At 42.3% G+C, this 26,003-nt stretch carries 30 protein-coding genes; 7 read left to right on the plus strand and 23 right to left on the minus strand.

Annotated features, from left to right (window positions below; genetic code table 11):
- Window positions 1–74 precede the first annotated feature (74 nt).
- The 9 genes from adhP to rpsP form a co-directional block, all read right to left on the minus strand.
- Entirely contained in the window at window positions 75–1,088 is a 1,014-nt protein-coding gene (gene adhP / locus IAE45_RS14970) for an alcohol dehydrogenase AdhP (RefSeq protein ID WP_200126897.1), read from the minus strand.
- Between the two features lie 346 nt (window positions 1,089–1,434).
- On the minus strand, window positions 1,435–2,205 hold the full coding sequence (locus tag IAE45_RS14975; protein ID WP_144771790.1) for an aminoglycoside phosphotransferase family protein: 771 nt from the start codon (window positions 2,203–2,205) through the stop codon (window positions 1,435–1,437).
- Between the two features lie 127 nt (window positions 2,206–2,332).
- Window positions 2,333–2,680, minus strand: a complete 348-nt coding sequence (rplS, locus tag IAE45_RS14980; RefSeq protein ID WP_002357176.1) for a 50S ribosomal protein L19 — start codon at window positions 2,678–2,680, stop codon at window positions 2,333–2,335.
- A 166-nt stretch (window positions 2,681–2,846) separates the two neighbouring features.
- Window positions 2,847–3,593, minus strand: a complete 747-nt coding sequence (gene trmD / locus IAE45_RS14985; RefSeq protein ID WP_074536035.1) for a tRNA (guanosine(37)-N1)-methyltransferase TrmD — start codon at window positions 3,591–3,593, stop codon at window positions 2,847–2,849.
- Complete coding sequence (gene rimM / locus IAE45_RS14990; protein ID WP_005228921.1) at window positions 3,583–4,107, minus strand: ribosome maturation factor RimM; 525 nt, start codon at window positions 4,105–4,107, stop codon at window positions 3,583–3,585. Before rimM ends, trmD begins: the two co-directional genes overlap by 11 nt.
- Window positions 4,108–4,262: 155 nt before the next feature.
- Window positions 4,263–5,087, minus strand: a complete 825-nt coding sequence (locus tag IAE45_RS14995; protein ID WP_200126899.1) for a hypothetical protein — start codon at window positions 5,085–5,087, stop codon at window positions 4,263–4,265.
- Between the two features lie 86 nt (window positions 5,088–5,173).
- Complete coding sequence (locus tag IAE45_RS15000; RefSeq protein WP_200126901.1) at window positions 5,174–5,431, minus strand: hypothetical protein; 258 nt, start codon at window positions 5,429–5,431, stop codon at window positions 5,174–5,176.
- A gap of 112 nt (window positions 5,432–5,543) precedes the next feature.
- A complete protein-coding gene (locus tag IAE45_RS15005; RefSeq protein WP_005228918.1) occupies window positions 5,544–5,789 on the minus strand; it encodes a KH domain-containing protein in 246 nt (81 codons plus the stop codon).
- Window positions 5,790–5,800: 11 nt separating this feature from the next.
- Window positions 5,801–6,076 carry a 30S ribosomal protein S16 gene (gene rpsP / locus IAE45_RS15010; protein WP_005228917.1) on the minus strand — a complete coding sequence of 92 codons (276 nt, stop codon included), beginning with the start codon at window positions 6,074–6,076 and terminating at the stop codon, window positions 5,801–5,803.
- Between the two features lie 254 nt (window positions 6,077–6,330).
- On the opposite strand from rpsP, the gene IAE45_RS15015 reads away from it, so the two are divergent.
- On the plus strand, window positions 6,331–6,882 hold the full coding sequence (locus IAE45_RS15015; RefSeq protein WP_200126903.1) for an NADPH-dependent FMN reductase: 552 nt from the start codon (window positions 6,331–6,333) through the stop codon (window positions 6,880–6,882).
- An 82-nt stretch (window positions 6,883–6,964) separates the two neighbouring features.
- Here the strand turns inward: IAE45_RS15015 and IAE45_RS15020 are convergent, their stop codons facing one another.
- Together IAE45_RS15020 and IAE45_RS15025 are read right to left on the minus strand one after the other, a co-directional pair.
- The gene (locus IAE45_RS15020; RefSeq protein WP_096742377.1) at window positions 6,965–7,498 is read right to left on the minus strand and encodes a dihydrofolate reductase family protein; all 534 of its coding nucleotides are present in this window, start codon (window positions 7,496–7,498) and stop codon (window positions 6,965–6,967) included.
- A 13-nt stretch (window positions 7,499–7,511) separates the two neighbouring features.
- Window positions 7,512–8,081, minus strand: a complete 570-nt coding sequence (locus IAE45_RS15025; protein WP_200126937.1) for a DNA-3-methyladenine glycosylase I — start codon at window positions 8,079–8,081, stop codon at window positions 7,512–7,514.
- Window positions 8,082–8,181: 100 nt separating this feature from the next.
- Between IAE45_RS15025 and IAE45_RS15030 the strand changes: the two genes are divergently transcribed.
- The 3 genes from IAE45_RS15030 to IAE45_RS15040 are packed head-to-tail and all read left to right on the plus strand — an operon-like array spanning window position 8,182 to window position 10,619.
- Complete coding sequence (locus IAE45_RS15030) at window positions 8,182–8,568, plus strand: GntR family transcriptional regulator (protein ID WP_170920129.1); 387 nt, start codon at window positions 8,182–8,184, stop codon at window positions 8,566–8,568.
- Window positions 8,565–9,446, plus strand: coding sequence for an ATP-binding cassette domain-containing protein (locus tag IAE45_RS15035; protein ID WP_194195543.1), 882 nt, complete (start codon window positions 8,565–8,567; stop codon window positions 9,444–9,446). Before IAE45_RS15030 ends, IAE45_RS15035 begins: the two co-directional genes overlap by 4 nt.
- A gap of 12 nt (window positions 9,447–9,458) precedes the next feature.
- On the plus strand, window positions 9,459–10,619 hold the full coding sequence (locus IAE45_RS15040) for an ABC transporter permease (RefSeq protein WP_194195544.1): 1,161 nt from the start codon (window positions 9,459–9,461) through the stop codon (window positions 10,617–10,619).
- 46 nt (window positions 10,620–10,665) lie between these two features.
- Here IAE45_RS15040 and IAE45_RS15045 read toward each other — a convergent pair whose 3' ends face one another.
- The 4 genes from IAE45_RS15045 to IAE45_RS15060 form a co-directional block, all read right to left on the minus strand.
- Window positions 10,666–10,866, minus strand: coding sequence for a CsbD family protein (locus tag IAE45_RS15045; protein WP_008377398.1), 201 nt, complete (start codon window positions 10,864–10,866; stop codon window positions 10,666–10,668).
- Window positions 10,867–11,216: 350 nt separating this feature from the next.
- A complete protein-coding gene (ffh, locus tag IAE45_RS15050; protein WP_077453502.1) occupies window positions 11,217–12,635 on the minus strand; it encodes a signal recognition particle protein in 1,419 nt (472 codons plus the stop codon).
- A gap of 14 nt (window positions 12,636–12,649) precedes the next feature.
- A complete protein-coding gene (locus IAE45_RS15055; protein WP_005228897.1) occupies window positions 12,650–12,988 on the minus strand; it encodes a putative DNA-binding protein in 339 nt (112 codons plus the stop codon).
- On the minus strand, window positions 12,978–13,451 hold the full coding sequence (locus IAE45_RS15060; protein WP_077453503.1) for a DUF523 domain-containing protein: 474 nt from the start codon (window positions 13,449–13,451) through the stop codon (window positions 12,978–12,980). Before IAE45_RS15060 ends, IAE45_RS15055 begins: the two co-directional genes overlap by 11 nt.
- A 150-nt stretch (window positions 13,452–13,601) precedes the next feature.
- Between IAE45_RS15060 and IAE45_RS15065 the strand changes: the two genes are divergently transcribed.
- Window positions 13,602–14,306, plus strand: a complete 705-nt coding sequence (locus IAE45_RS15065; RefSeq protein WP_142425440.1) for a response regulator transcription factor — start codon at window positions 13,602–13,604, stop codon at window positions 14,304–14,306.
- Window positions 14,306–16,042, plus strand: a complete 1,737-nt coding sequence (gene pnpS / locus IAE45_RS15070; protein ID WP_200126905.1) for a two-component system histidine kinase PnpS — start codon at window positions 14,306–14,308, stop codon at window positions 16,040–16,042. Before IAE45_RS15065 ends, pnpS begins: the two co-directional genes overlap by 1 nt.
- Before the next feature lie 146 nt (window positions 16,043–16,188).
- Here the strand turns inward: pnpS and IAE45_RS15075 are convergent, their stop codons facing one another.
- A complete protein-coding gene (locus IAE45_RS15075; RefSeq protein ID WP_016608721.1) occupies window positions 16,189–17,097 on the minus strand; it encodes a phosphate ABC transporter substrate-binding protein PstS family protein in 909 nt (302 codons plus the stop codon).
- A 187-nt stretch (window positions 17,098–17,284) separates the two neighbouring features.
- Entirely contained in the window at window positions 17,285–18,454 is a 1,170-nt protein-coding gene (locus IAE45_RS15080; RefSeq protein ID WP_096742372.1) for a pyridoxal phosphate-dependent aminotransferase, read from the minus strand.
- Between the two features lie 178 nt (window positions 18,455–18,632).
- On the opposite strand from IAE45_RS15080, the gene IAE45_RS15085 reads away from it, so the two are divergent.
- On the plus strand, window positions 18,633–19,352 hold the full coding sequence (locus IAE45_RS15085; RefSeq protein ID WP_200126907.1) for a DUF2087 domain-containing protein: 720 nt from the start codon (window positions 18,633–18,635) through the stop codon (window positions 19,350–19,352).
- A 161-nt stretch (window positions 19,353–19,513) separates the two neighbouring features.
- Here IAE45_RS15085 and IAE45_RS15090 read toward each other — a convergent pair whose 3' ends face one another.
- The 6 genes from IAE45_RS15090 to IAE45_RS15115 form a co-directional block, all read right to left on the minus strand.
- Entirely contained in the window at window positions 19,514–20,041 is a 528-nt protein-coding gene (locus tag IAE45_RS15090; protein ID WP_005237249.1) for a type II toxin-antitoxin system Phd/YefM family antitoxin, read from the minus strand.
- 101 nt (window positions 20,042–20,142) lie between these two features.
- Window positions 20,143–22,542 carry a heavy metal translocating P-type ATPase gene (locus IAE45_RS15095; RefSeq protein WP_325123428.1) on the minus strand — a complete coding sequence of 800 codons (2,400 nt, stop codon included), beginning with the start codon at window positions 22,540–22,542 and terminating at the stop codon, window positions 20,143–20,145.
- 126 nt (window positions 22,543–22,668) lie between these two features.
- A complete protein-coding gene (gene copZ / locus IAE45_RS15100; RefSeq protein ID WP_005228873.1) occupies window positions 22,669–22,878 on the minus strand; it encodes a copper chaperone CopZ in 210 nt (69 codons plus the stop codon).
- Between the two features lie 37 nt (window positions 22,879–22,915).
- Entirely contained in the window at window positions 22,916–23,362 is a 447-nt protein-coding gene (locus tag IAE45_RS15105) for a CopY/TcrY family copper transport repressor (protein WP_142424768.1), read from the minus strand.
- A 141-nt stretch (window positions 23,363–23,503) separates the two neighbouring features.
- Window positions 23,504–24,490, minus strand: a complete 987-nt coding sequence (locus tag IAE45_RS15110) for an aldose epimerase family protein (RefSeq protein WP_142424769.1) — start codon at window positions 24,488–24,490, stop codon at window positions 23,504–23,506.
- A gap of 285 nt (window positions 24,491–24,775) precedes the next feature.
- A complete protein-coding gene (locus tag IAE45_RS15115) occupies window positions 24,776–26,002 on the minus strand; it encodes a glycosyltransferase family 4 protein (RefSeq protein ID WP_086299204.1) in 1,227 nt (408 codons plus the stop codon).
- Window position 26,003 lies beyond the last annotated feature (1 nt).

Raw genomic sequence — 26,003 nt, forward strand, 5'->3', positions numbered from 1 at the left:
GTCAATGATCAATAAATTACACACGAAATTTTCTCCTTCGTTTAAAATTTATCTGTTGGTATTTCTCTTTCCATTTATTTCTCTTGAAAATCTATGACCATCCGCCCTTTGATTTGGCCAGAGAGCATTTCATCAAAAATATCATTGATCTCTTCTAACTGACGCATAACAACTTTAGGAACGACTTTTCCTTCAGCTGCAAATTGGAAAGCCTCTGCTAAATCAGTTCGTGTTCCGACAAGAGAGCCAACAATCTTAATACCGTCCAATACAAGTCGAGGAATGTTCAAGTCCATGCTTTCTGGTGGAAGACCGACCGCTACAATCGTACCGCCCGCACGAACGGCATCGACAGCAGAATTGAAGGCTGCTTTTGAAACAGCTGTTACTACAGCTGCATGTGCGCCGCCGGTTGCTTCTTGAATGACTTTCGCTGCATCTTCTTTCGCAGGATTGATCACAAGGTCAGCGCCGTGATCTTTTGCAAAGTCCAACTGCTTGTCGTTGATGTCGATCCCAATCACTTTTGCATTGAAGACATTTTTTGCATATTGCAAGGCTAAGTTTCCTAATCCGCCTAAACCATAGATGGCGATCCATTGACCTGGTTTAATATCAGAAACTTTCACCGCTTTATATGTCGTTACGCCTTCACAAGTAATGCTACTGGCTTCAGCAGAACCTAAGTCCTCAGGCACCTGCACTGCATAGTCAGCTACAACGATACACTCTTCAGCCATACCACCATCTACAGAATAACCGGCATTTCTAACAGAACGACATAATGACTCATTCCCGTTCACACAGTATTCACATGATCCACAGCTTTCATACAACCAGGCGACACTTGCACGGTCACCAATTGCTAGAGAAGTAACATCATCACCGATCGCAACAACTTTACCGATTCCCTCGTGACCAAGTACGATTCCAGATGCATCGCCAAAGTCGCCATCTTTTACATGCAAGTCAGTGTGGCAGACACCGCAACACTCCATTTCTAATAATGCTTCATTCGGCCGAAGCGCTCTCAATTCTTTTTCTTCGATTTTTACAACCTTATCTTTTGATACTACAGCTGCTTTCACAAAGACACCTCTTTCAATTCGTTTAAATAAAGAACTTCCTTTTATTTGTGAAGTAATTAACTAACATACAGAGGTCAGTAATAGCTAGATAAAAGAAAGTTCTCTATCGAGAAGATTACCATAGAAATCATCGAAAAAAGGGGAATATATTGCTTTTTTTCTGTAATCGTTTATTAGAAAAAAATAATGAAATAATTCAAGTTTTTTTCTTTAATACCGAATTAGATAAAAGATGAAGAAGAAAAAATGAGTGAAATCACCGATATAAATAACGATTCTATAATTAGAAATATCAAGAGAGACTTCCGCTATCTTGTAAACTTTTTTTAAATCATTCCCTATCCTTCTATTTTTTTATCAAGTCGATGATTTGTGATTTATTTTCTTTCAGGCGCTGAATGTCATATTGGTATTTAACGAGATGTCCCTCGTCAATGTTTTTCTGAAAATTTCCATTCCCTTCTTCTCCTTCTCTGATTATAAAAGCAGCTAGCGCTGAAAGGCGGTCGGTCAAACAATCGACAATCTGTAACCTGTCATTATTGGACAGCCGATAAGTATCCACAAAAAGTTTCAATCGATGGCATTGTGTTTCACTCAGACGACTGTTCCCATCAAAATACAAGGGTACCCAGCGATAAGCAGCATAAGAAACATCCCACAACCTGCTTCCTGGCCTTACTGTGTCAAAATCAAAAAGACCAAATGGCTCCCCATCCACGATCGTCATATTATACGGAGCAAAATCATTGTGACACATCACTTGTATTGGGCCAGAGTAATCCAACATCCACTGTTCCTCACCAGTTAACCTTTCCAGAAAACCAACACTTCGATCATGAAAATCTCTTAATCGTTCAGCTACTAAACAAAGAACCTCATCAGTATAAAGCTCATCCGGCAATGGCTGATCATATACCTCCCCTGGAACAAAAGAAACTAACTCATGTTCTTCCTGATCAAACCCTAATGGTTTCGGCACATAATTTATCTGCTGATCATGCAAAAAACGTAAAAAGCGTTGAACGTCCTTCGACCATGGAACCTTTGGCCGTCTGACGAACTCCTTTTCGATGATTATTTCTTCTCGTCCAAGATTGTTACTTCTTTCATTCAATGAAACCCCTCCTATTTGTATAGTCGTTTCTTCATTTTATCACAACAAATGAAAAGTTCTTTTCACCTTAGTCAAAAGAAAAAAGCCCTTGAAATCAAGGGCTTTTGCTTCATCTGATAATAAATGATTAACGACGAATTTCTTTGATACGAGCTGCTTTTCCGTGTAATGCACGCAAGTAGTACAATTTTGCACGACGTACTTTACCGTAACGAACAACTTCGATTTGTGCAACACGTGGTGTGTGCAATGGGAAGGTACGTTCAACACCTACACCGTTTGATACTTTACGAACTGTATAAGTTTCGCTGATACCAGCACCGCGGCGTTTGATGACAACACCTTCAAATAACTGAATACGTTCGCGAGTTCCTTCGACAACTTTCGCGTGAACGCGAACAGTGTCCCCAGGACGGAAAGCTGGGATGTCAGTACGTAATTGTTCTTGAGTTAGTTCTTGAATCAATGGATTCATGTTTATCATTCTCCTTATTCCCAAACATTCTTAAAGCATGAAAGCTCCAGCGGAACATCGTAATAGTTGAGTTTACACTCACTGAAATATCTTACCACAGTCGACCACAGGCTGTAAAGAGAATTTTCTTGTCATAGCGCAGAATATCAAAAAAACTGGCACTATTTTAGTTGCCAGTCTTCGCTTCGTCTTCAATTTCTTTTAAAAGCTTCTGCATTTCAGCGGTCAGCGGATAAGTTTCCAGCATATCTGGACGTCGCTGATACGTTCGGCGCAATGATTCTTTTAATTGCCACTGCTCGATCAGTTTATGATTGCCATTCATCAAAACTTCCGGCACTTTCATGCCTTTGAACTCTGCCGGGCGTGTATATTGCGGATGCTCTAATAAACCAGTGGAATGAGAATCAGTTTGTGCGGAGGTTTGATTGCCCAAAACTTCTGGTAATAGCCTGACCGTCGCATCGATCATGACCATTGCCCCCAATTCGCCGCCAGTCAAGACGTAATCCCCCAGTGACACTTCATCAGTGACCAATGAACGGATTCGTTCATCATAGCCTTCATAGTGACCGCAAATAAAAACAAGGTGCTCTTCGGTAGAGAATTCTTCCGCCATCTTTTGATCAAAGGGTTTTCCCGCTGGGTCTAATAGGATCACCCGCTTTTTCGTTTCTGGTGTTGCTTCTTCGATCGCTTTGATATTGTCATAGACAGGTTGGACTTTTAATAACATTCCTGCTCCGCCACCATAAGGATAGTCATCCACTGTTTGATGTTTGTTGTCAGAATAATCACGGAAATTAGAGACGTTGATTTCTAACAGTTCCTTTTCCCGTGCTTTGCCGATGATCGACTCTCCTAGAGGCCCTTCAAACATTCGTGGAAATAGTGTCAGCACATCAATTCTCATCGTCTAACAACCCTTCTGGGATTTCCACAGTGACCTGACCATTTTCAAGATCGATCGTGTGGACAACCGACTCGATATAAGGAATCAAGGCATCCTTCTTCCCTTTTCGCTGTACCACCCAAACATCATTGGCGCCTGGTGAAAGGATCTCTTTGACTTTACCAATGACTGTGCCATCCTCTTCGACGACTTCCAGACCAATAATTTCATGGTAGTAAAACTCATTTTCTGCTAGATCCACCAAATCATCCTTGGTAACTTTTAAAATGCCGTTACGAAACGGTTCAACGTCGTTGATGTTGGGATAGCCCTCAAACGTTAACAAATCAAAATTTTTATGTTTGCGATGACCTGAAACGATCAATGGTAATGGCTCTTTATTTTCACGAAAAAGTGTCAATTCAGCCCCTTTACGGTAGCGTTCTTCTGGAAAATCCGTTTGCGATATCACTCGTACTTCTCCACGGATCCCATGTGTATTGACGATTTTCCCTACGTTTAAATATTCTGTCACGTTCGTTCCCCATTTCTTCTAACTTCTGTTCTATTTTAGCATAGCAAAGTAGCGAATTCTAGCCGTTTCCTAGCGCCCCATGTTTTCCTCAAAATCATCGCGCGAAAAACGCCCCTTCGACGCTTGATCAAAGGGGCATTGTCCTAATATAAGCTTTATTGATTCATAGAAACGGCCATTTTCAATGCCGAACGTGCATCTTGATGTTGCACCGTTCGAAGGGTCTTTTCTTGTTGCCAGACCACGGTAGTTGCTGTATGGTCATTTTTTCCCATATCGATGGTGATTTGACCGACCTCAGGCGCTGGGAGCATAGCTTCTTCCAGATACGCCACCACTTCTTTGGCAACCGGCACAGGATCTTGTTCTTCTTGGTTGACTGCTCGAACAGTCAATGACCAATTTCCTTCTTGCCAGCTCAAATAACTGGAGCCAGCAGCTCCTTGCATATGCCCAGTAATCCCATATCCGAGATCAACGGCTTGTCCGCCATCATCAGCTGTTACATTGACCGCTGCGGCAGCTTCATCCACTGATTGATACTCTTTTGATTGAAAAGCAGCAATCGGTGTTTCCTCGTTCAAAGCCTTGTCATTGAGAGGCAACTGCTGATCAAGTCCATAATAAAGAATTGAGGCATCGGCTTGACTGCCAGCTGTGGCTGCATTCAACAATTTACCTGAAGCAAGTGGAATGTCCTTGGGTAAGACAAGATCAGGGAATACCGCTTGTATTTGAGCGTAGATATCTGCAGTACTATTCGTGTTTGAAGAATCCCTAGAAGCCGCCTGACTAGAAGACGTACTTGATTGACTGGTTTCTGATTGACTACTTGCTTGCGTTTGGGTACTTTCCACCATACTCGTCGCTGTTGTTTCGGCACTACTGGCTTGACTTGTTTCTGGTTCCTGTTGATTATTGCAGCCAGCTAAGGCGCCCATCGTCAGCAGCGTAACGAATAATCCTAGTTCTTTTTTCATGATGTTCCCCTCCTTATACAAAGGATACCCCTCAATAAAAAAAATGACAAACAAGTCAGATTTTCTGTCATTTTTTTGTTGATTTTTTAAAGATTTGTCACCCAATTTTGCAGTGATTGAAAGCCATCCTTGATCCATTGCCAAACTTGATTGGCGATCGTCGATAGGTCGCCCCAACGAAAGTTTTGTGTCCATTGGTTCAATTGCGTCATGATCTCGTCACGATAGACCCAAATTAAAAAGAGCAACAACAAGATCCCTAGCGTTCGCCAAAGAAAAGAACCAATTTTATAAATAAAGACGAGGATCAAAAGAACGACGATCCATGCGATTAGTTGAGACATACAAGCACCTCCTCCTTTTGATTATCTCAAAACCACCTTTTTTTGTCCTCCATCTTAAGCATGAATTTTACAAAAAAAGCATTCCTCAAAGAGAAATGCTTTTCATTCTTGCTTATTTACCATCAATGATATTCAAACGAACTTTCTTTGGTCCATTTGTCCGTACACTGTAAACGATCGTTCGAATTGCTTTGGCAACCCGCCCTTGTTTACCGATGATACGACCAATATCTTCTGGTGCCACAGTAAGATTATATTCCAAGAAATCATCTGACTCTACCAGCTCAAGCTTGATATCCTCAGGTTTGGTAACAAGTGGTGAAACGATCGTTAAGACTAATTCTTGCAAATCTTTCATCCAAAGTCACCTTATTTCTTAGTGAATTTTGCTTCGTGGTGTTTTTTCATAACGCCTTCTTTAGAAAGGATGTTACGAACTGTATCTGAAGGTTGCGCACCTTTAGATAACCAATCAAGAACTAGATCTTCTTTGATTGTCACTTCAGCTGGGTCTAGTAAAGGATTGTAAGTACCAACTGTTTCGATGAAACGTCCGTCACGAGGAGAACGTGAATCTGCTACGACGATACGGTAAAAAGGTTTCTTTTTAGAACCCATGCGTTTTAAACGAATTTTTACTGCCATTATTTACACCTCCATTGATTTAATCACAAGAGCTAGTTTAACAGGTTTTTCCAATGGTGTAAAGAGTTTTTTCTTTACAGCTAAAAAAAGTTTTTCTTTCCTGATTTTTTAAGCATGGTTATCTTTTGCCAGAATGAATCTGGACGCGTATCATTAGTAATAGAGAAACTTTTTAAAGTCAAATCGTTTTATTTGCACCATTCACTTACTTTTGGTAAGCTAAAAGAGTAGAAAACAACAAGGAGGAATTTTACATGACAAAAAAAATTGGTTTTATCGTCGGCAGTTTACGGGAAGGTTCATTTAATAAACTCGTAGCGAAAAAATTCGCATCATTATTACCAGAAGGTTTTGAAGCATCTTTCATTGAGATCGGCAACTTGCCATTTTACAATGAAGATTTGGAAGTTGAAGGAAAAGTTCCTGCTGAATGGACAGCATTTCGTGAAGCACTAAGCGCCGTTGATGGTGTCTTCTTCTTTACACCAGAATACAATCGCTCTGTTCCTGCAGCGTTGAAAAATGCTTTGGATGTCGGTTCTCGTCCTTATGGTGCTAGCAGCTGGGGTGGTAAACCAGCATTGGTTGTCAGCGTTTCTCCTGGAGCGATCGCCGGCTTTGGTGCAAACCATCACCTACGTCAATCATTAGTCTTTTTGGATATGCCTACTCTGCAACAACCAGAAGCCTATATCGGTGGAATCACCAACTTGATTGATGAAAACAAGGAAATCAATCCAGATACAGTAAGCTTCTTTGAAACGATCATTGCAAAATATATTGAACTCTTTCAACGATTCAACTAATCCATGAATCTGTATCAAAAGACCAAGGAACTCAGCGTTGAGTTTCTTGGTCTTTTTTGCGTAGAAAAATAGTTTGTATTTTTTACTTGCTTACTTGCTCAGCTTTTCGAACATAATGAAGTTCTGTCAGTTCCCCCATCTGTTTTGTTTCAACAAACGTCAAGCGCCTCGCGTAATCCCCCGCTTCAAACAGTGGCTTGCCCTCTCCTAAAAGCACCGGCGCGATTTGAATAAACCATTCATCAATCAGATCCGCTTCTAGTAAGGGTTTTAATAGGGAACCCCCACCCACTACCCATACGTTTTTCTCTTGTTTCAATGCTGAAACAAATGCAACTGGATCCGATGCCACTAAGGTTGCATCCGGCAGCGGTTCTTTTCGGGTATGGGAAAAAACATAATTTGTCGTTTCAGGATACAACGGTCCCTCATCCATCAGTTTTTTCGCTTCTTGATAGGTTTTTCTTCCCATTACGGTCGTGTCGATAGTCGCAAAAAATGCTTCATAGGTCGTTGCAACACCGGTGTCGGTTTGAAACAGCCAGTCCAGTTGATCCTCTAGCCCTGCTAAATAGCCATCTAGGCTGATTGCACCATAAAATATCACTTTTCCCATTAATCTCACTCCTTTATTTTACGATTGCTTCTGACCTTCGACAAACACAAGTAACTAAGTGATCGTTGACCATACCAGCCGCTTCCATAAAGGCGTAAATAGTTGTCGTTCCGACAAATTTAAAGCCTCGCTTTTTCAAGTCTTTTGCTAGCTGATCGGAGATTTCCGAATGGGTTGGTACATCGGATTGCTGCTGAAATTCATTGATGATCGGCTCATGATTGACATATCGCCACAAGAATGCAGAGAAACTGCCGTATTCTTGCTGGATTTTTAAAACTTCTTGGGCATTGATGATCGCTGCTTCAATCTTTCGTCGATTGCGAATGATTCCTGGATTCATCATCAGCTCTTCCACTTTTTCTTCCGTATAGTTCGCTACTTTGGTGATTTCAAACTGATCATATGCCGCATCAAAATTTGCCATTTTATTTAAAATCGTTTGCCAGCTCAATCCTGCTTGATTCATATCTAACACCAGTTTTCGAAATAACTGCTGATCCTCATACTCAGGTTTTCCCCAGACCGAATCATGATACTCTTGCATTGCTGGCGTACTGTTGGCCCACTCACATCGCTTCATTGTTCTCATCAGCTCCTTTTTGCTTATTTTATCATAAAAGACTTTACTTCCACTAGTGTACTACGTATACTAGTACACATAAATGAAAGGAGCTGATTTTGTGGTTCGCATTAACAAAGCCAGCAGCAAACCTTATTATGAGCAATTGGTTTTAAGTATCAAAGAAGATATTCTGAACGGTGTTCTAACCGCCGGAGACCAAGTGCCTTCAGTTCGTGAAATGGCCAAGCACCTGTTGATGAATCCAAATACCGTCAGCAAAGCTTACAAAGTATTGGAAAATGAGCAAGTCCTTGTCACCATCAAAGGAAAAGGCACTTTTGTGAAAGTCACCGAGGACTTGCCTCGCGATGAGATTCGGATCTTACAAGTGAAAGAACGTTTGAAAGAATTGATGATTGAAGCACGCCATTTACAGATCAGCATACGCGAGTTGACCGATTGGATGAATGGCTTTGAACAAGAGTTAGGAGGCGACCCACAGTGAAGATCGAACATGTGACCAAGAAAATGGAGCAAACAACTATCATAGAAAACGTGAACTTCTCCTTGGAAAAAGGAGAAATCGTAGGATTGATCGGCCGCAATGGTTCTGGGAAAACCACGTTGTTTCGAACGATCGCTGGACATTATTTATTAGATGATGGCGAAATTTCCATCGATAACCAACGCCTAGATCAGCACCCGCAATTAAAAGAACAACTTTTTTATATTGATGAAAAAGAAAACTTTCTTTCGGCCTACTCTTTGAAAAAGCTCAATCAATTTTATCGGCTTGCTTATCCAAATTTCGATCAAAATCTTTACTTAGAATTGATGCAAAGTCACGGTCTTCCTCTGACGCTTTCCTACCGACGGATGTCAAAAGGTATGCAAGGTCTTTATAAAATGATTCTTGCGATTGCCTCAAATGCGACGTTCTTACTTTTAGATGAACCTTTTGATGGGCTTGATGTGATCGTCCGTAAAAAAGTGATCGGACTATTGCTGGAAAGCCTCAGCGAATCGAATCGTACCGCATTGATCGCTTCTCATAATCTAAATGAATTAGAACATATTATTGATCGTGCCTTGTTGATCAAAGGGAAAACGATTGAAGGAGACTACCGTTTGGAAACGATTCGCGAGCAATCTCGCAAACTCCAACTCGTCTTTCGCAGCAAACAGATTCCTCCCCTTATCAAGCAGCACTCCAAGCTGATTCAAAAGCAAGGCCGAGTCTTGACCGCTTTGTTTGACAATTACACAGAGGAGCTGGCGGCTGAGATTCAGCAACTTGATCCTTTGGTTTTTGAAGAATTACCTTTGACTTTGGAAGATCTGTTTGAAGCAAATTTACGACAAGAAGCATTGGTGGAAGGATAGAGGTGAAAAACGATGTTAAGCAATTTATTTAAAGAACGCTACGGCAAGCTGCTGATCGGCTTTTGTTTTGTCGTGCTCTTCATGTATATTAGTGCTGGCTGGCAATCACAAAAAGCCTGGCATCAGCAAGAACGCTATTTGGCGTCTGAAGAATTTATCAAAGATTTCAACGAAAATCGAGAGTACTATGTCAAAAGCTACAACGGTGAAACCCCGGTTTACTTTGATTCGGCGGCAGAGTACCGCGATGCGGCATTGACGGTCAACAAAGAGTACTCTGATGAGATTTATTACAATCACCCTTATATGACTACCATGAATCAATTTGTGATTGTCTTTCTGTTTCTTATAGGCTTTTTGTCCTTTTTTGTCGATGGCCGCACTCATTTCAACCGCTTTTTATTTGCTTTACCCTTTAGCAGAAAGCAGGTCTTTCGCAAGAAACTGCTTTTTATCGGCTTACCCTTGACGGCTTGTTTAGTGTTGGGTCTGTTAGGTCATATCCTGATCGAATACACGATGATTCCAGCTCGTTATCTCGCTGTGCCGCTTCAAGACGTGCTGCTTTCTGCCCTTAGTACCTTGGCAACGAATCTGCTCGTATTTGCTACAGGCCTCCTGTTGGGCGTTTTGCTGGGGAATCTGTTTACTGGCGTGCTATCGGTGTTCTTCACTATTTCTCTAGGATCAATGGGGTATAGCTTTTTCCAATGTACCCGCGAGTTTTTTAGTTTTGTGTTTCTTGGTCATGGGGATTTTCTGCTTCCTTTTCAAACGTGGATCGATTGGCCGCAAGGATATGTCTACCCTTGGTGGCTGCTGCTCCTTTACCTCGGCTTGAGCGGCTTGCTGATTCTTGCTGCCGAAAAAGTGTTCTCGAAAATTTCTTTAGAAAATGATGGTGATTATTTAACGATCCCTAAATTGCGCGCCCCGGTTTATTGGCTGCTTTCTTTGGGAACCTGGTTCTATCTATCCATGATATCTTATTACCCGTTAGAAATTTTTTACCGTGATCTTTACGAAGGATATGATGTCAGTCTTTGGAATATCGCCCTCCGGCTTGGTTTGTTGCTGGTTGCTTGCTTATTCATCAGTTTGTTGCTTGTCTATCCTAAAGCACTGATGAATTGGTGGTACAAACGAAAAAACAAACAGGTCAGCAATATTTAAAAAAGCGTCCCGGCAACAATTTCTTGTTGTAGGGACGCTTTTATATTTAATGTTTAGGTTTGTCGTCGTCTTTTTTGTCAAAGAAGTCATTTACTTTGCGAGAAACATCATCCGCAAAATCTTCAACCTTATCTTTGGCTTTCCCATATTTATTTTGGGTTTTTCCTTTTAATTCTTCGGAGTCATCTCCTGTAAGTTTCCCTTTTGTTTCGGTTACTTTTCCTTCAATGCGATCTTTGTTTGTCATCGTAAAAAACTCCTTTCATACTTGCTATAAGTTAATAGTAGCATCATTTGACAGAAAGCACGAATGTTCTGCTTCTACTATTTTTACAGGTGCTAGTTTCTTTTAAATCGTGGAAAATTTTTGGCCTTTCATAGATATCATACTCACACGATAAAAAGTGCTTCCCCTTTTAGGAGGCCATAAAAAACATTGCTTGCATAAAAAAACAGGACCGTCGAAGGCTTTGATTCGAGAAGCTGTTCTTGCTGATTCTAGCAAGGAGCTTTCTCTGAGCGCCTTTTTTCGGTCATGTCTTTTGGAATCCTTCGCTAATCAGGTCTTTTACGCAATCCTTTTTAGCATCAGAATTGTTATTTGCGTTTTTTCTTTTTCTTCTTTTGTTTTTTTACCATGCGGTTCATGGCCATTTTTCCAAGTTTCCCTTTGACCCCACCGCCAAACATTTGATCCATGCCAGGAATGTTCATATTCCCTTTACTCATTTGCTGCATCATTTTGCGAGATTCTTTGAATTGTTTGATCATACGGTTGACTTCAACGACACTGTTTCCAGAACCGGCGGCAATCCGACGACGGCGGCTTGGATTCAACAAATCTGGATTTTCCCGTTCAGCTGGGGTCATAGAATAAACCATGGCTTTTTGCCGAGCAATTTGTTTCGGATCAACTTTGACATTTTCGATACCAGGCATTTGGCTCATTCCCGGAATCATTTTTAAGAGATCTTCAATTGGGCCCATGCCCATGACTTGATCGATCTGTTCGACAAAGTCATTGAAGTCGAAGGAGTTTTCCTTCATTTTTTGAGCAAGTTCTTCTGCTTTTTTCTCGTCGTAATCTTGCTGTGCTTTTTCGATCAAAGTCAGCATATCACCCATACCGAGAATCCGACTAGACATCCGATCTGGATGGAATACTTCAAGGTCGGTCAATTTTTCACCGGTACCAGTGAACTTGATTGGAGCGCCAGTAACTTGACGAATCGACAATGCCGCCCCGCCACGAGTATCACCATCTAGTTTGGTGATGACCACCCCTGTGATCCCCAGTTGTTGATTAAAGCTTTCTGCCACGTTGACAGCATCTTGTCCGGTCATCGCATCAACTACCAGTAAAATTTCATTTGGCTGTGCCAGGTCCTTGATTTGTTTTAGCTCTTCCATCAAGTTTTCATCGATATGCAAACGACCTGCCGTATCGATCAAAACATAGTCATTTTTCTTTTCCCGAGCCAAAGACAGTCCTTGACGCACGATTTCAACTGGACTGACATCTGTTCCCATATCAAAAACAGGTACATCCAATTGCTGCCCTAATACTTTCAACTGGTCGATCGCGGCTGGACGATACACGTCACCAGCGATCATTAATGGGCGAGCGTTTTCGGTTTTGATCAAATGGTTGGCTAATTTTCCAGCAAAGGTGGTTTTCCCTGCCCCTTGCAGACCAGCCATCATGATGATCGTTGGAATCTTCGGTGATTTTTCGATCCCAACTGTTTCTGATCCTAATGTTTTAGTTAATTCTTCATCAACGATTTTAACGATCTGTTGCGCTGGAGATAAGCTTTCTAATACTTCTACCCCAACTGCTCGTTCACGAACATTTTTGGTAAACTCTTTTACAACCTGGAGATTGACGTCGGCTTCTAATAAAGCTAGACGAATCTCACGCATCATTTCTTTTACATCTGCTTCAGATACTTTTCCTTTTCTGCGCAGTTTGCTCATTGCCTGCTGGAGGCGTTCAGTTAAACTTTCAAATGCCATTTTTTTTCATTCCTTTATTCTTCAATTTCTTGGAGCTGTTGAATAAACCCCTGTAAGGTTTCGTCTTTTGGATAGTGAGTTTTCGTATACTCGCTTAGCTGATCCAGCAAGTCTTCCCGCATGATATAGTCCGAAAACATATGTAGTTTTTTTTCATAGTCTTCTAAAATACGTTCGGTGCGTTTGATGTTGTCATAGACTGCTTGACGGCTTACTTGATACTCTTCAGCGATTTCTCCTAGAGAAAAATCATCTGCGTAATACAATTCCATGTAATTCATCTGTTTTTCCGTCAATAACGTGGAATAAAACTCAAACAACGCATTCATGCGATTGGTCTTTTCAATTTCCATTTGCTTCCTCCTGTTTTGCAAGCCATTCGACATCGGACAAAACAGTCATGCCTTGTTGTCGAAAATACGCACAAGCGACACCGACCCCTGTTTTTTTGATTCCAGAAAAATTGCCATCATAAATCGTCTGACTGCCACAAGAGGGACTTTTCTCCTTTAGGATCAGTTGGGTGATGCCTTGCTCTTGTAATTTTTGATAAGCAATTTTCGCGCCGGTAGTAAACTCTTCGGTCACGTCTTCTCCTGAGATGGTGACGACCTTCGCCCGTTGTGCCCAAACATCCACCCCATCACCACCGACGATTTCGGCCGGTTCCCGTGGGATCGGCAAACCGCCAAGAACTTCTGGACAGACCATCATGGCTTGACCTGCTCTTACCAGTTCGATCAATTGTGGCACTGCTTGGTGTTTTCCATCATAGCGGCAAAGTGCACCGCCTAGACACGCACTGATTCCGATCATTTCGCACCCTCAGCTTTCCTATGAAATCGTCCTTTATTATAGCATTTATTTAGTGGTTGCAATAGTACCAATTGTCTATTCATGCTAAAATAGGACTTGTTCGTTGAAATTTAATCGTTTCTTGAAAAAAAGAAACGAAAGGAGTGTATCATGAAAAAAATTCTCGTTGTCGATGATGAACCTTCCATCGTCACACTTTTAACCTTTAATTTAGAAAAAGAAGGCTACCAAGTCGTCTCAGCCGCAGATGGAAAAAAAGCTTACGAATTAGCTTTGTCTAAGCCTTTTGACTTTATCATCTTAGATGTCATGCTGCCAAATATGGACGGTATCGAGATCACGAAGAAATTGCGCCAAGAAAAAATCGAGACCCCAATTCTCGTTTTGACCGCAAAAGATGATCCAATCGATCGGATCTTAGGCTTAGAAATCGGCGCCGATGACTATTTGACGAAGCCTTTCAGCCCTCGAGAAGTATTGGCTCGAATGAAAGCCATCTTCCGTCGTTTAGAACCCCGTCAACAAACACGAGAAGAAGATCAACCTGCAGAGATTCTGCAAGTCGGTGGGATCCAAACAGACCTGACGAATTTCCAAGTCAGTGTGGATGGTGAGAAAATCTTCCTAACGCCAAAAGAATTCGAGCTGCTAGTTTACTTTATGAAACGAAAAGGCCGCGTGATCGATCGCGATACCTTGCTCAATCGCATTTGGAACTTCGACTTTGATGGACAAAGTCGCATCGTGGATGTTCACATCAGTCATTTAAGAGAAAAATTGGAAGCTGATCCAAAACGGCCGGAATACTTAGTAACGGTTCGGGGATTCGGGTATAAATTTCAGGAGCCAGTCTAATGAAAAAACGCTATGGCTATGGTTTATGGTCGATTGGCCTATTGCTGATTTTTTTTCTAAGCTGGCAAGTTCTTAGCAGTTTTTACCGTCAACAAGTCATTGCTCAACAAGTGGATTTCCTTCAAGAAAAAGCTACCGTTTTTTTGAATCTCTCAGATAACCAAACCGCAGCGCTCGAACAATTTGCAGATACCTATGTGGAAGATAGCAATAGTCGCATCACTTTGTTAGATGATCAAGGTCAGATTATTTTCGATACCTATGATCATACACTGCATGAAAACCGCTCCGATCGTCCAGAAGTCCAAGCCGTTTTGCGCGGAAGCGCCGTCGGTCAGTCTCTGAGGGAAAGTGATACTTTACATGAAGAATTGCTCTACGTGGCAGTCCCTGTCAAAGAGGAAGGAAATCTGACGCAAATCTTACGAATCGCCGAACCGACTGCTGCTTTTTTTGCAAAAAACCAAGGAATTAAGCAGTCGATCTTGATTGTCTATCTTGTCTTTTGTTTCTTGATCAGCCTACTGATTTTCCATACCTTGCGTCAGCGGAATCGTCCGATCCAAACGATTCTGCCCGTCGTAAAGAAAATGATCAGCTCGCCCGATCAACAAGCAATCATTATGCAAGAAACACCTGAACATGATGAGTTGTATCAACTGATCAATCAGCTGAGCGAACAAATGAGCCAGACCTATCGTGCCTATGCAGCATCTGAACAACAACTTTACGGATTGCTCAGTGAATTGATGATCGGTGTCTTTATCATCAATGAAGAAAATCAACTGCTGCTGTTGAATCCGACGATGCAAGATCAGTTGGGGATGGAAACTGTGCCCACCTTGCCGCAACCTTTTACTGAAGTGATTCATGACACACAATTGATCCAGTTGATCTATCAATTTAATGACGAGACCCCTATTTTCCATGCGGAGACTACCCTTAGCGGAGAACGTTCAAAAGTCCTGGATGTTACCTTGCGGAGTTTCCAAGAAAACCAGTTGATTGGTATTTCCTATGACTTGACGCGCATCAGACAATTAGAAAAGATGCAAAAAGATTTTGTCGGCAATGTTTCCCATGAATTAAAAACGCCGGTAACTTCCTTGATCGGGTTTACTGAAACATTGCTGGACGGTGCCAAAGAAGATCCTGAGACATTACAAACCTTTCTGGAGATCATCCAAAAAGATGCCTATCGCTTGAAAAATCTAATACAAGATATCATCCAATTGTCTCAAGACAGCGATTCTTTCCAGTATATCAATCAGCCAATCGACTTTTCCGAACTGCTGCAACAAGTCCTTCAAACCTATGGTCCCGCAGCTGCTAAGAAGCAATTGACCTTTCAATTTGAAGGACCAGAACACTACATTTTGTCTACCAAAAAAGAGCTGCTGCAGCCCATCATAAAAAATCTAGTTGAAAATGCGGTCACCTATTCAAAACCTGATGGAACCATCAAATTATCCTTTTCCGAGCAAGATGACCAGCTGCTATTCCAAGTGCAGGATCAAGGCATCGGCATCGATGAAGAAGATCAAGAACGGATTTTTGAACGGTTTTATCGGGTAGACAAAGCCCGCGCCCGCAATTCTGGCGGCACTGGACTCGGACTGGCTATCGTCAAAGACTATACCAAATTATTAGGCGGCAGCATCAAGGTTGACAGTTTCCCCAAAATTGGTTCTACCTTTACGGTGACTTTGCCACTTCATGAAAAAGATGATTATTGATAAAAAACAGCCGATAACAGGTGAATAATTGTTATCGGCTGTTTTTGTCATTGTTTTTCATTACCTAATGAAGCACCAGCCAATACCATCTTCTTGATGCTTTAAACAAAAAAAAGAAGGAGCATTCTCCTTCTTCGGTCATTTCACTATTCAACATTCGTTACTTCGCCGTCTACACTGCGTTCTACTTTCATATCAGTGATTGGCAAATATCCTAATTCGATAACGATTCCTTGTTGGACATCGTCTGTCATGATGTAATCAAGAAAGGCTTTGACGTTAGCATCTGGCTCGCCGTTCGTGTACATATGCTCGTAAGACCAGATTGGCCATTTGTTATCTGCAATATTTTCAGGAGTCGCTTCTACCCCATCAAGAGATAGCGCTTGGATCGAATCGTCCAAATAGGATAAAGCAAGGTAGCTGATTGCTCCTGGTGTTTCAGCAACAATTTTACGGACTGTTCCAGAAGAATCTTGTTCTTGTGTTTGGATCGTCTCTGCACCATCTAAGCCCCATTTTTCAAAGGTCGCTCTCGTACCGCTGCCTGATGCGCGGTTGATTACAGAGATTTCTTGATCTGCTCCACCTAGTTCAGACCAATTCTTCACTTTGCCTGTAAAGATATCGATTAAATCTTGTTGGCTAAGATCCGTAACGCCTGCGTCTTTATTCACCACTGGTGCCATACCAACTACAGCTACTTTATGGTCAACTAATTTGCTGGCATCCACACCATCTTTTTCATCCGCAAAAACATCGGAATTACCGATCGTCACAGCGCCTGCTTCTACTTGACTTAAGCCAGTTCCGCTACCGCCACCTTGAACAGTAATTGTATAATTGGGATTGTCTGCTGAGAAGCTTTCACCTGCTGCTTCAACCAAGGGTTGCAATGCAGTTGAGCCTACCGCTAAAATTTCTACATTTTCATTTGATGCGGCACCTGATGAAGATCCGCCTGATGCTTGACTGCTCTCAGTGCTTGCGCCACCGCTCCCACAGCCAGCTAATAATAAACCAGTTGCAAAAAATAAAAGTCCCAATTTTTTCATTTAGTAAATCTCCTTTCGTTATATGCTTAGTTTAGCAAGGCGGTGTAAACCCTTGATGGATTTCATGTAAAGAATCGATAAAGCGATGTAAATCTTTTGTAAAGTTCGTCGATTGCCTAAAAAAGCCCCCGCTGCATCCATCAGAGGGGGCTTACTTTATCTAAAAACGAAAGAAACGTTTGTAGAATCAATTGCTTTGCATATAGCGTGTCAAGCGATCCATCGCTTCCACCAAGTTTTCCATACTTGCCGCATAGCTTAAACGAACATAGCCTTCTGCTTCGGGACCAAAGGCGATACCCGGGATGATTGCTAATTGATTCTTTTCGGCTAAGTCGACACAAAAAGCCATTGAATCTTGGTTGAAACCTGCTGGTATTTTGGCAAAAATGTAGAATGCACCAGATGGCTTCGCCATTTCAAAACCAAGGGCAGTCATTTTTTCAAACAAGTAATCTCGGCGTTCACGGTAATCGGCTTTCATGACTTCTGCATCATTGATGCCTTCGATCAATGCCCGCACTGCGGCTTTTTGAGAAATCGTTGATGCCGCAGTCACTAAGTATTGGTGGACCTTAATGATCTGAGCAGTCAAGGCTTCTGGTGCAAAAATGAAGCCGACGCGCCACCCAGTCATCGCGTGAGATTTCGACAAGCCGTTGATCACGATCGTTTGGTCACGCAAGTATTCGGCAATGGATACATGGGTTTCATCATAAGTCAACTCACTATAAATTTCATCGCTAATAACAAAAACGGGGTATTTTTCTAAAACTTCTGCCAATGCTTTGACTTGTTCTCGGGTATAAACGACCCCTGTTGGATTGCTGGGATAATTCAAAATGACTGCCTTGACTTGTTCCCCATGTTCTTTTAAGGCTGCTTCTAAAACTTCTGGCGCTAAAACAAAGTCATTGTTCGTCGTATCAAGATAAATCGGTTGGGCATGAGCTAAATGGATGACTGGTTCATAGCCTGGATAAATTGGTGCTGGTAGAATTACTTTATCACCAGGTTCCAGCGTGGCTAATAACGAAGCTGAGATTGCTTCCGTTGCACCGATCGTCACTAATACTTCTGATTGAAAGTCGTAATCAAGCTGATATTTATTTTTCAAAAAGAGACTGGCTGCTTGCCGAACATCTGCTAAGCCTGCCATTCCAGAATAGTGGCTGAAATTTTGTTCAATTGCTTGGACACCCGATTTTTTCACGTGCTCCGGTGTGTTGAAATCCGGCTCGCCTAACGTTAACTTTAAAATATCAGGAATTGAAGAAACCCGTTCATCAAATTTACGAATCAATGAAACAGCTATATTGTACACTTCGTGATTGAAGCGTTGGCTTACGTCTGCCATAGTATCACTCCTTTGAATTAAGCAAATTCATTCGCTATTGTTGTTAATCCTAACACAAAAAGGCGACGATTTTAAGCAACGGATGAAATTAATCTACTAACGATAAATTCATTTACTTATTTACAAACAAAATCAAATTATGTTAGCATATATATAAACAATAAAAGGAGAACCTAAAATGAAACCTTATCAAGAGTTTACCATTTCTGATTACCAGCAAGGATATGTCGAAACAACAACGGATTATTGTTGCGTATTTTGTCAGGAGACCTTCGACAAAGAAGAAATCTATCCCGTTGATGGCGCCTTTTTTACGGCAAAAAAACGAATGATACAGCATATCAATGAGCATCACGGAACCGTTTTATCCGCATTGTTGGCTTTACCCAAAGAACAAACAGGCTTATCAGAGAGCCAACAGGAGATTTTACAATTGTTTGCTCAAGATGTTAGCGATACTGTGATTGCCCAGCGCTTAGGTATCTCTTCTTCGACTGTCAGGAATCATCGCTTTAAACTAAAAGAAAAGCAGCGACAAGCGACTGTTTTTCTAAGTATCATGTCCTTGTTGCAAGATCCCCCGTTGCTGCCGCCTCACAAAGGGGCAACGATGCTTGATGATCGCTATGCCATTACGGCTAGTGAAAGAGAAAAGATCATTGCTACTTATTTTGATGAAACGGGGTTTATCAAACAGTTTCCCAGCAAAGAAAAGCGCAAGATCGTTGTCTTGAGTGTACTGGCACAAAAATTTGATCCGAAGAAAAATTATTCAGAAGCTGCCGTCAACGATGTATTAAAACAAGCGATCACCGATTACGTCACTGTCCGACGTTATTTGATCGAATACGGATTTATGCAACGGACGAAAGACGGGAAAACTTACTGGCTGACTTAAAACCTAGTCTGTAACTGGATGGAACTTTTGTTGGTTGGATGGACAGTATCTTTCACAGTGTTAAAAAGTCAAAAAGCTCCATTTTTTTACAAAAAAAAGACAAAGTACGAAAACACCCGTACTTTGTCTACTGTCTGAAACGCTGGGACAAGTTCCAGCGTTTATTTTTCTTTTAGAAAGATTTTTTTGATGATCAATTTATCAAATAATTGCGTTTGATTGTCTTGTTCCCCAATGACTTCAGCAGTCACCGATTTGCCGTCTTGTTTTTTGCGCAACTGATAAACAATCTTGCCTGTTTCTTTCAATTCGTTCACCATATCGACGACACCGCCAAAACCTGTTTTACGAGTGATGAAGCCTAACGCCACCATCCGCTCATCTAAATTTTTTGCCGAGATGCTGGCACCGGTGATCAGTGCTTGTCGCATGATTTGTAAGAATTCCTCTAGCCCTGCCACTGGGGGCTGTTCGGGTTCTTCTTCCATCAGCGGTCGCTGACGCAAATAATCTAATTCCTGCAATAACGTTTCATACTGTTCTTGTGTCAACATGACCCCCGCCACTTTTTCACGATTGAATACATATACTGCTGTTCCTGCTTCTCGCGCTTGATTAAATACATCCATCGGAGATTTTTTTACTTCAGTAATTGAAGTAGTGGGAACATCCAACTTCTTCAGTTCCATAATCAACGTCCTCCTTGTCTCAACGAACACATTATAGCATAAATCCAGAAGCAGATTATAGAGGTATTTCACTGCTCCTAGGAAAAGAAACAAAAAAGCGGCTAATCGCCGCTTTTTTCAATTGATAAGGTCATTGCATTGATGGCAACGATGATCGTGCTCATAGACATCAAGACAGCTCCGACTGCTGGGTTCAAAATGATTCCGATCGGTGCGAGGACGCCAGCTGCCAAAGGAATGGCAAAAATATTGTATCCTGCGCCCCACCAGAGATTTTGAATCATCTTGCGCCGTGTTTTTTTCGCCAAAGTCAAGAAGTGCAAGATGTCTTGAGGTTCGCTATTCGTCAAAACGACATCGGCTGAATCGATCGCTACATCGGTACCCGCTCCGATCGCAATCCCGATCGTCGCTCTTGCAAGACTTGGGGCGTCATTGATCCCATCGCCTACCATTACGACGCGCTTGCCCTCTTTGACATAGTCACTGACTAGACGTTCTTTATCGTCCGGCAACATTGCCGCGTGGGAGGCTTCGATTCCTAGGTAATCGGCTACGGCTTGCGCCGCTGCTTGGTTGTCCCCAGTAGCCATAACTGGCGTGATGCCTAATTCTTTCACTTTTTGAATAAATTGACTCGCTTCTGGTTTCACCTTATCCCCTAATGCGACGATCCCTTCCACTTTGCCGTCATGAACCAAATAGCTGATGGTATTGCCCTGTTCTTGATAATTTTTCAAAGAGTTCCCTTGATATTGAATGGTTAATTGCTCCAATCCTTTTTGATTGACGATCAACCACTTCTGTCCATCGATCACGCCTTCCAGACCAATCCCCGTCCTTGTTTGAACATCAGTCGCCTTTTTGGCCGTGATGTTTTCCTTTTCAGCTTGGGCTAAAATGCCTTCTGCGATCGGATGATTGGCGGTTTTCTCAAGACCTGCTAGGTAAGCGAGTACTTCTGATGCAGAAAGGCTACCTGTCGCCTCGATGCCAGTTACGGTAAACGTTCCTTCTGTTAACGTACCGGTCTTATCGAGGATCAGGTAATCAACATGATGCGCATTCTCCAGTGCGTTGCGATTTTTTAAGAGCAAGCCATTTTTGGCAGCGATCGATGTTGAACGAGCCACCACGAGGGGAATCGCTAGGCCTAACGCATGGGGACAGGCAATGACGAATACCGTGACCATTCGATCAAGAGCAGTCGGTAGGTCAGCAACAAACAGCCACACAGCAAAGGCCAAGACACCAGCAACTAACGCAATATAAAACAACCATTTTGCCACTTTGTCCGAAAGTGCTTCTAAGCGGGATTTATCAGCTTGGGCTTTTCGCACCATTTCCATGACTTTCGCTAAGTAGCTGTCTTCGCCAGTTCCTGTGACTTCCATCGTGATGGTACCATTGCCGTTGACAGATCCTCCAATGACAGTACTGCCGATGGTTTTAGGTACCCGTCTGGATTCACCGGTAACTGCCGACTCATCGATCGTTGTTTCTCCTTCAAGGATCGTTCCGTCTGTAGGAATCTTATCTCCTGAGCGAACGATCAACTGTGTTTTGTTGGTCACTTCTTCTAATGGAATCTGTTCTTCTGATCCATCCGCATTTTTCCGAATCACTTCTTTTGGCAATAGTTCTGCTAATTTCTGTAATGCATTGCCAGCATTAGAAACTGCATTCATCTCGATCCAATGCCCCAACAACATGATCACGATCAGAGTCGCTAGTTCCCAGAAGAAATCCATTACATGAGGAACAGCAAGAAAATGATTGGCGATAAACGCGTAAAGACTATAAAAATAAGAAACCGTGATCCCCATAGCAATCAACGTCATCATGGCTGGGCTTTTTTGTTTCAATTCCATTTTCGCACCACTTAAAAACGGCTGCCCGCCATAAAAAAACAGAATCGTTCCTAAAAGCAATACGACCCAATCTGAGCCAGGAAACGTGAACTGAAAGGGCAATTCGATGCCCATCATTGGTGATAAAATGACGATTGGAATCGCCAAAATCAAGGATAGCCAAAACTTTTGCTTGAAATTTCCCATATGCATACTATGATCCATGCCACCCATTCCATGATCCATATGACTATGATCCATACCAGACATCTCATGATTCATGTGACTATGATTCATGCCAGACATCTCATGGTCCTTGTGGCCGTGATCCATGCCAGACATCTCATGATCCATGTGACTGTGATCCATGCCAGACATCTCATGATCCATGTGGCTATGGTCCATACTGGAATCCTTATGATCCATGTGAGCATGGTTACTATCGGCGTTTTCATGCTTCTGCTGTTTTGATGTCGCCCTGTGATGATCCATCCCATTCATCTGATGGCTAGGCTCAGGGACTTCTGCCACCTGTGATTGCGCAGGTTGCTCTTGTCCCTGTGTACCATTATCCTGCTCATTCCTAGGTTCATGCCTATGATGGCTTGACGTCTGACGATTCTCTGCAGGTGACGTTTTTTTCTGATTCATCCTAGTATTCCCCTTCCTATTTCATTGCATGTGCGCACAGTCTTGCTCCTTCATACAAAAGCTTCAAGCGGCTGGACACTTTTCATTTGTTTTGATTTTTCATTTTCACTTTAGCAATTCCATTGCTTACTCAAATACCCCTTGATAACCCGCTTCGGTGACCGCATTGACTAAGGCTGTTTCTGTCACTTGCGACTCGTCAAACTTGACTGTTCCGCGAGCTTTTTTCAAGTCCACTTTGGCTTTTTTCACACCCGGTACTTCACTAAGCGCTTTTTCAACTTTTGCGGCACAATGGGCACAATTCATTCCGCTGATTTGCATGTTTTTTTTCATTACGATTCCTCATTTCTTTTAACAGTTCGTTGGCTACTTATTTTGTTGCATGGGTTTTGCATTGGCACTGACCAGGAATACAATTACACGAAATCGCTGCTACTGGCACTTTTTGGTCGACTGCTGTTTGGAGCATCGCCAAATCTTCTGCCGTCAATGCTGCTTCTTGGATCATTTCCGCTAATGTCTGCCCAACTTTTTTGGCACAAATATGAGAAAAAAGATTCTCAGCTGCGCTGCGAACGGTTGCTTCTTCGGAAACAAGCGGCGAATAAACAAATTTTTTTCCTTGGCTTTCTGTTTTCAATACGCCTTTTTTGACGAGTCGTCCTAAAAGCGTCTTGACTGTCGCTGCTTTCCAATTTTTATTTTCGCTCAATAAAGCGGTGATCTCTTTCGCGTCGGATTGTCCTAATGTCCAGATCACACGCATGACTTCCCATTCAGAATCGCTGATTTTGATTGGTTCGACCACAGATTGCATTTGTCCACTTCCTTTCATAAGTGATTCACATTTTTAAGTTTACATCTGTAATCGGATTTTGTCAAAAAAAAGCATCGCCAAACTTTCTACGTTTTGACAATGCTTTTTTCTATTTAATTAAAAATGATTTGGTTCCTATGCTTAAAAGTGGACCTGATACGTCGTCACAGAGTGGAAGGGTTCTTCTGGGCGCAGTACGATCTCACCAAAGTGGGGAAATTTTTCAGAGCCAGGAACACCTTGTGTTTCGATCGCCATCCCGCCATGATTGGCAAAAGGACCGGTCTTCATTGGTGCACCAGCTTCTCCTTCACCCGTCGTATAAATAACAACAGCAGGACGGTCGGTGGTTACAGTCAGCTGCACTTTTTGATCGGGACTGGTTACTTTCAGATCCCATTCTTGCCCATGATCCAATAAGAACGGATCATCCAACATCGTCGTTCCCATCGGGCGTTCTTGTCTAAAATCAAATTTTGTGCCTGCGACAGGCGTTTTTTCACCGGTGGTCGTCACATCGTCATTCGTTTCAGCCACATGTTCGGCATTGATTTGAACCAAGTGGTCATCGATCGGCTGTTGCGTATCACCTGTCAAATTGAAATAACCGTGGTTCGTTGGGTTAAATAAAGTCGCTTTGTCTGTGTTGGCATCATAAGCAAGCAATAGTTCATTGTCATTCGTCAACGTATAAGTGACTTGATAACGAACATTTCCCGGGAAGCCGCCATCGCCATCTTGCCGTGTGGTAGTAAAAATCACGCCGACATTGTCTGCTTCCTCAAAGGTTTCAGCGATCCAGATATCGGTGTCAAGTCCCTTGGAACCGCCATGAAGCGTATTGCCACCATCATTGTCTTCCGTTTGGTATTCTTGTCCGTCGATCTCAAAGCGAGTACCGGCGATCCTTCCTGCCACAGGGCCGATCGTTGCGCCATAATAACGTGCTTGGCGATGTCCTTCGATCGTATCAAAACCGACCACGATGTCGCGGCCTTCTTCTACTGGAACGACCCAATCCAATAAGCGTGCGCCTTCAGGACTTAGTCTTACGATGGTACCGCTATCATTAGAAAGCTCATAAATCGTCCCCATTTTTTCTGAGGTTATTTGTTTCACATTTGGCATTCGTTCATATCCTTCTTTCTTTAATTAGTCTGCTACTCTTTTTAAGTATAGCCGTTATGGGCTAGATCCGTCAATTCAAGACGGAAGGATTCAGTAGGAATTTATTTTATGCCGGGCCGTTTTACACAAATAAAAAGCGGCAAGAAGGGCCCACGGGTTGATTGAATCATGGTCAGCTGATCGTGAGAGAAAGTACTAGGAGAAGCACTGGCTGCTCCTGTCTTTTCTTCAATGATCAATCACATTCGTTTCACCTGTTGGGCTCCTATGCCGCAATTGTATCGTTTATTTTTTGTGTTTTGCTTGGTAATGTTTTCTCTTTCGTCGCTTTTCTTTGATTTGAGAAGCACTGGAAGCCAAATCCAAATCCTCACTTCCCTCTTCTTGCTTGTCTTGTCTTTTTTCTGCCCGCGCCATGAGGACTTTTTGCCTGAATCGACGGTTTCCCAGGAATTTCAGTGCACACATTAATGGTTGACGATTTTCTCCTACCAAACCAATCAATTCGATAAACAATTCAATACCGAATCCTGTACTGATGATCAGTAAAATGATTGCGGTGTTGCTGGCATAATTCATCAATAACGCAATAAATGAAAACACCATCGCCAAGGCATAGATCGTCAAGACCGTGCCACGGTGGGTAAACCCTAAGGAAAGTAAGCGATGATGCAAGTGCATTTTATCCGCCGATGAGATTTTTTGTTTATTAAATTTTCTGCGAATCATGGCATAGACGGTATCCGTGATCGGTACTCCTAATATCAGCATCGGGGTAACCACTGTAATGAAGGTCGCATTTTTTAAGCCTTGCAACGATAGGACGGAGATCATGAAACCTAGAAAAAGTGCCCCAGTGTCCCCTAAAAAAATCGTGGCTGGATAAAAATTATAAGGAAAAAAGCCAACGATCGCGGCGATCAGCGTAAAGATCACCATCGGTACTTCAACTGAATTCGGTAAAAAGAAGTAGCTGATGATCCCAATGGTCGTCAGACTGATAATAGAGACCCCACTCGCTAGACCATCCAAACCATCAATCAAGTTGACTGCATTCGTGATCGCCAAAATCCACAGGATGGTCATAGGCAGTCCAAGCCACCCCAAATCAAAAACCCCAAGATAAGGGATCGAAACCGTACTGATTTTGATGCCGGCAACAAAATAGATCTCCAAAGCCGCTAACGTCAAGCCTAGCGTTTTTTGCATAGGGGTCAACTCGAAGATATCATCCAATAATCCAGTAACTACGACGATGGCTGCCCCTAAAAGCATCGGCCAGACGTAGTCAAAAGGAATCATTGCGCGAAATTCCCAAAGCAATGCAAAAGAGAAGGAGAGGAAGATGCTTAATCCCCCTGCGGTCGGCATTGTTTTGGTGTTGATTCGTCGATCTCCTGGTCGATCGACTGCGCCGATCTTAAAAGAAATCAATTTAATGATCGGTGTTAGGATTAAAGACACGATCATTGTTATAAATAAGCGCATTACAAATTTGAATGCAAAATCCATC

This window comes from Enterococcus sp. S53, assembly GCF_016516865.1.
In the GTDB taxonomy this organism is placed as follows: Bacteria; Bacillota; Bacilli; order Lactobacillales; family Enterococcaceae; genus Enterococcus_D; species Enterococcus_D innesii.

Coding starts and splice junctions, on each gene's coding strand:
- rplS (WP_002357176.1), bottom strand. CDS start 2,680: ATGAATCCATTGATTCAAGAACTAACTCAAGAACAATTACGTACTGAC.
- trmD (WP_074536035.1), bottom strand. CDS start 3,593: ATGAGAATTGATGTGCTGACACTATTTCCACGAATGTTTGAAGGGCCT.
- IAE45_RS14995 (WP_200126899.1), bottom strand. CDS start 5,087: ATGAAAAAAGAACTAGGATTATTCGTTACGCTGCTGACGATGGGCGCC.
- IAE45_RS15000 (WP_200126901.1), bottom strand. CDS start 5,431: ATGTCTCAACTAATCGCATGGATCGTCGTTCTTTTGATCCTCGTCTTT.
- IAE45_RS15005 (WP_005228918.1), bottom strand. CDS start 5,789: ATGAAAGATTTGCAAGAATTAGTCTTAACGATCGTTTCACCACTTGTT.
- rpsP (WP_005228917.1), bottom strand. CDS start 6,076: ATGGCAGTAAAAATTCGTTTAAAACGCATGGGTTCTAAAAAGAAACCT.
- IAE45_RS15015 (WP_200126903.1), top strand. CDS start 6,331: ATGACAAAAAAAATTGGTTTTATCGTCGGCAGTTTACGGGAAGGTTCA.
- IAE45_RS15020 (WP_096742377.1), bottom strand. CDS start 7,498: ATGGGAAAAGTGATATTTTATGGTGCAATCAGCCTAGATGGCTATTTA.
- IAE45_RS15025 (WP_200126937.1), bottom strand. CDS start 8,081: ATGAAGCGATGTGAGTGGGCCAACAGTACGCCAGCAATGCAAGAGTAT.
- IAE45_RS15040 (WP_194195544.1), top strand. CDS start 9,459: ATGTTAAGCAATTTATTTAAAGAACGCTACGGCAAGCTGCTGATCGGC.
- IAE45_RS15045 (WP_008377398.1), bottom strand. CDS start 10,866: ATGACAAACAAAGATCGCATTGAAGGAAAAGTAACCGAAACAAAAGGG.
- ffh (WP_077453502.1), bottom strand. CDS start 12,635: ATGGCATTTGAAAGTTTAACTGAACGCCTCCAGCAGGCAATGAGCAAA.
- IAE45_RS15055 (WP_005228897.1), bottom strand. CDS start 12,988: ATGGAAATTGAAAAGACCAATCGCATGAATGCGTTGTTTGAGTTTTAT.
- IAE45_RS15060 (WP_077453503.1), bottom strand. CDS start 13,451: ATGATCGGAATCAGTGCGTGTCTAGGCGGTGCACTTTGCCGCTATGAT.
- IAE45_RS15065 (WP_142425440.1), top strand. CDS start 13,602: ATGAAAAAAATTCTCGTTGTCGATGATGAACCTTCCATCGTCACACTT.
- pnpS (WP_200126905.1), top strand. CDS start 14,306: ATGAAAAAACGCTATGGCTATGGTTTATGGTCGATTGGCCTATTGCTG.
- IAE45_RS15075 (WP_016608721.1), bottom strand. CDS start 17,097: ATGAAAAAATTGGGACTTTTATTTTTTGCAACTGGTTTATTATTAGCT.
- IAE45_RS15080 (WP_096742372.1), bottom strand. CDS start 18,454: ATGGCAGACGTAAGCCAACGCTTCAATCACGAAGTGTACAATATAGCT.
- IAE45_RS15085 (WP_200126907.1), top strand. CDS start 18,633: ATGAAACCTTATCAAGAGTTTACCATTTCTGATTACCAGCAAGGATAT.
- IAE45_RS15090 (WP_005237249.1), bottom strand. CDS start 20,041: ATGGAACTGAAGAAGTTGGATGTTCCCACTACTTCAATTACTGAAGTA.
- IAE45_RS15095 (WP_325123428.1), bottom strand. CDS start 22,542: ATGAATCAGAAAAAAACGTCACCTGCAGAGAATCGTCAGACGTCAAGC.
- copZ (WP_005228873.1), bottom strand. CDS start 22,878: ATGAAAAAAAACATGCAAATCAGCGGAATGAATTGTGCCCATTGTGCC.
- IAE45_RS15105 (WP_142424768.1), bottom strand. CDS start 23,362: ATGCAATCTGTGGTCGAACCAATCAAAATCAGCGATTCTGAATGGGAA.
- IAE45_RS15110 (WP_142424769.1), bottom strand. CDS start 24,490: ATGCCAAATGTGAAACAAATAACCTCAGAAAAAATGGGGACGATTTAT.
- IAE45_RS15115 (WP_086299204.1), bottom strand. CDS start 26,002: ATGGATTTTGCATTCAAATTTGTAATGCGCTTATTTATAACAATGATC.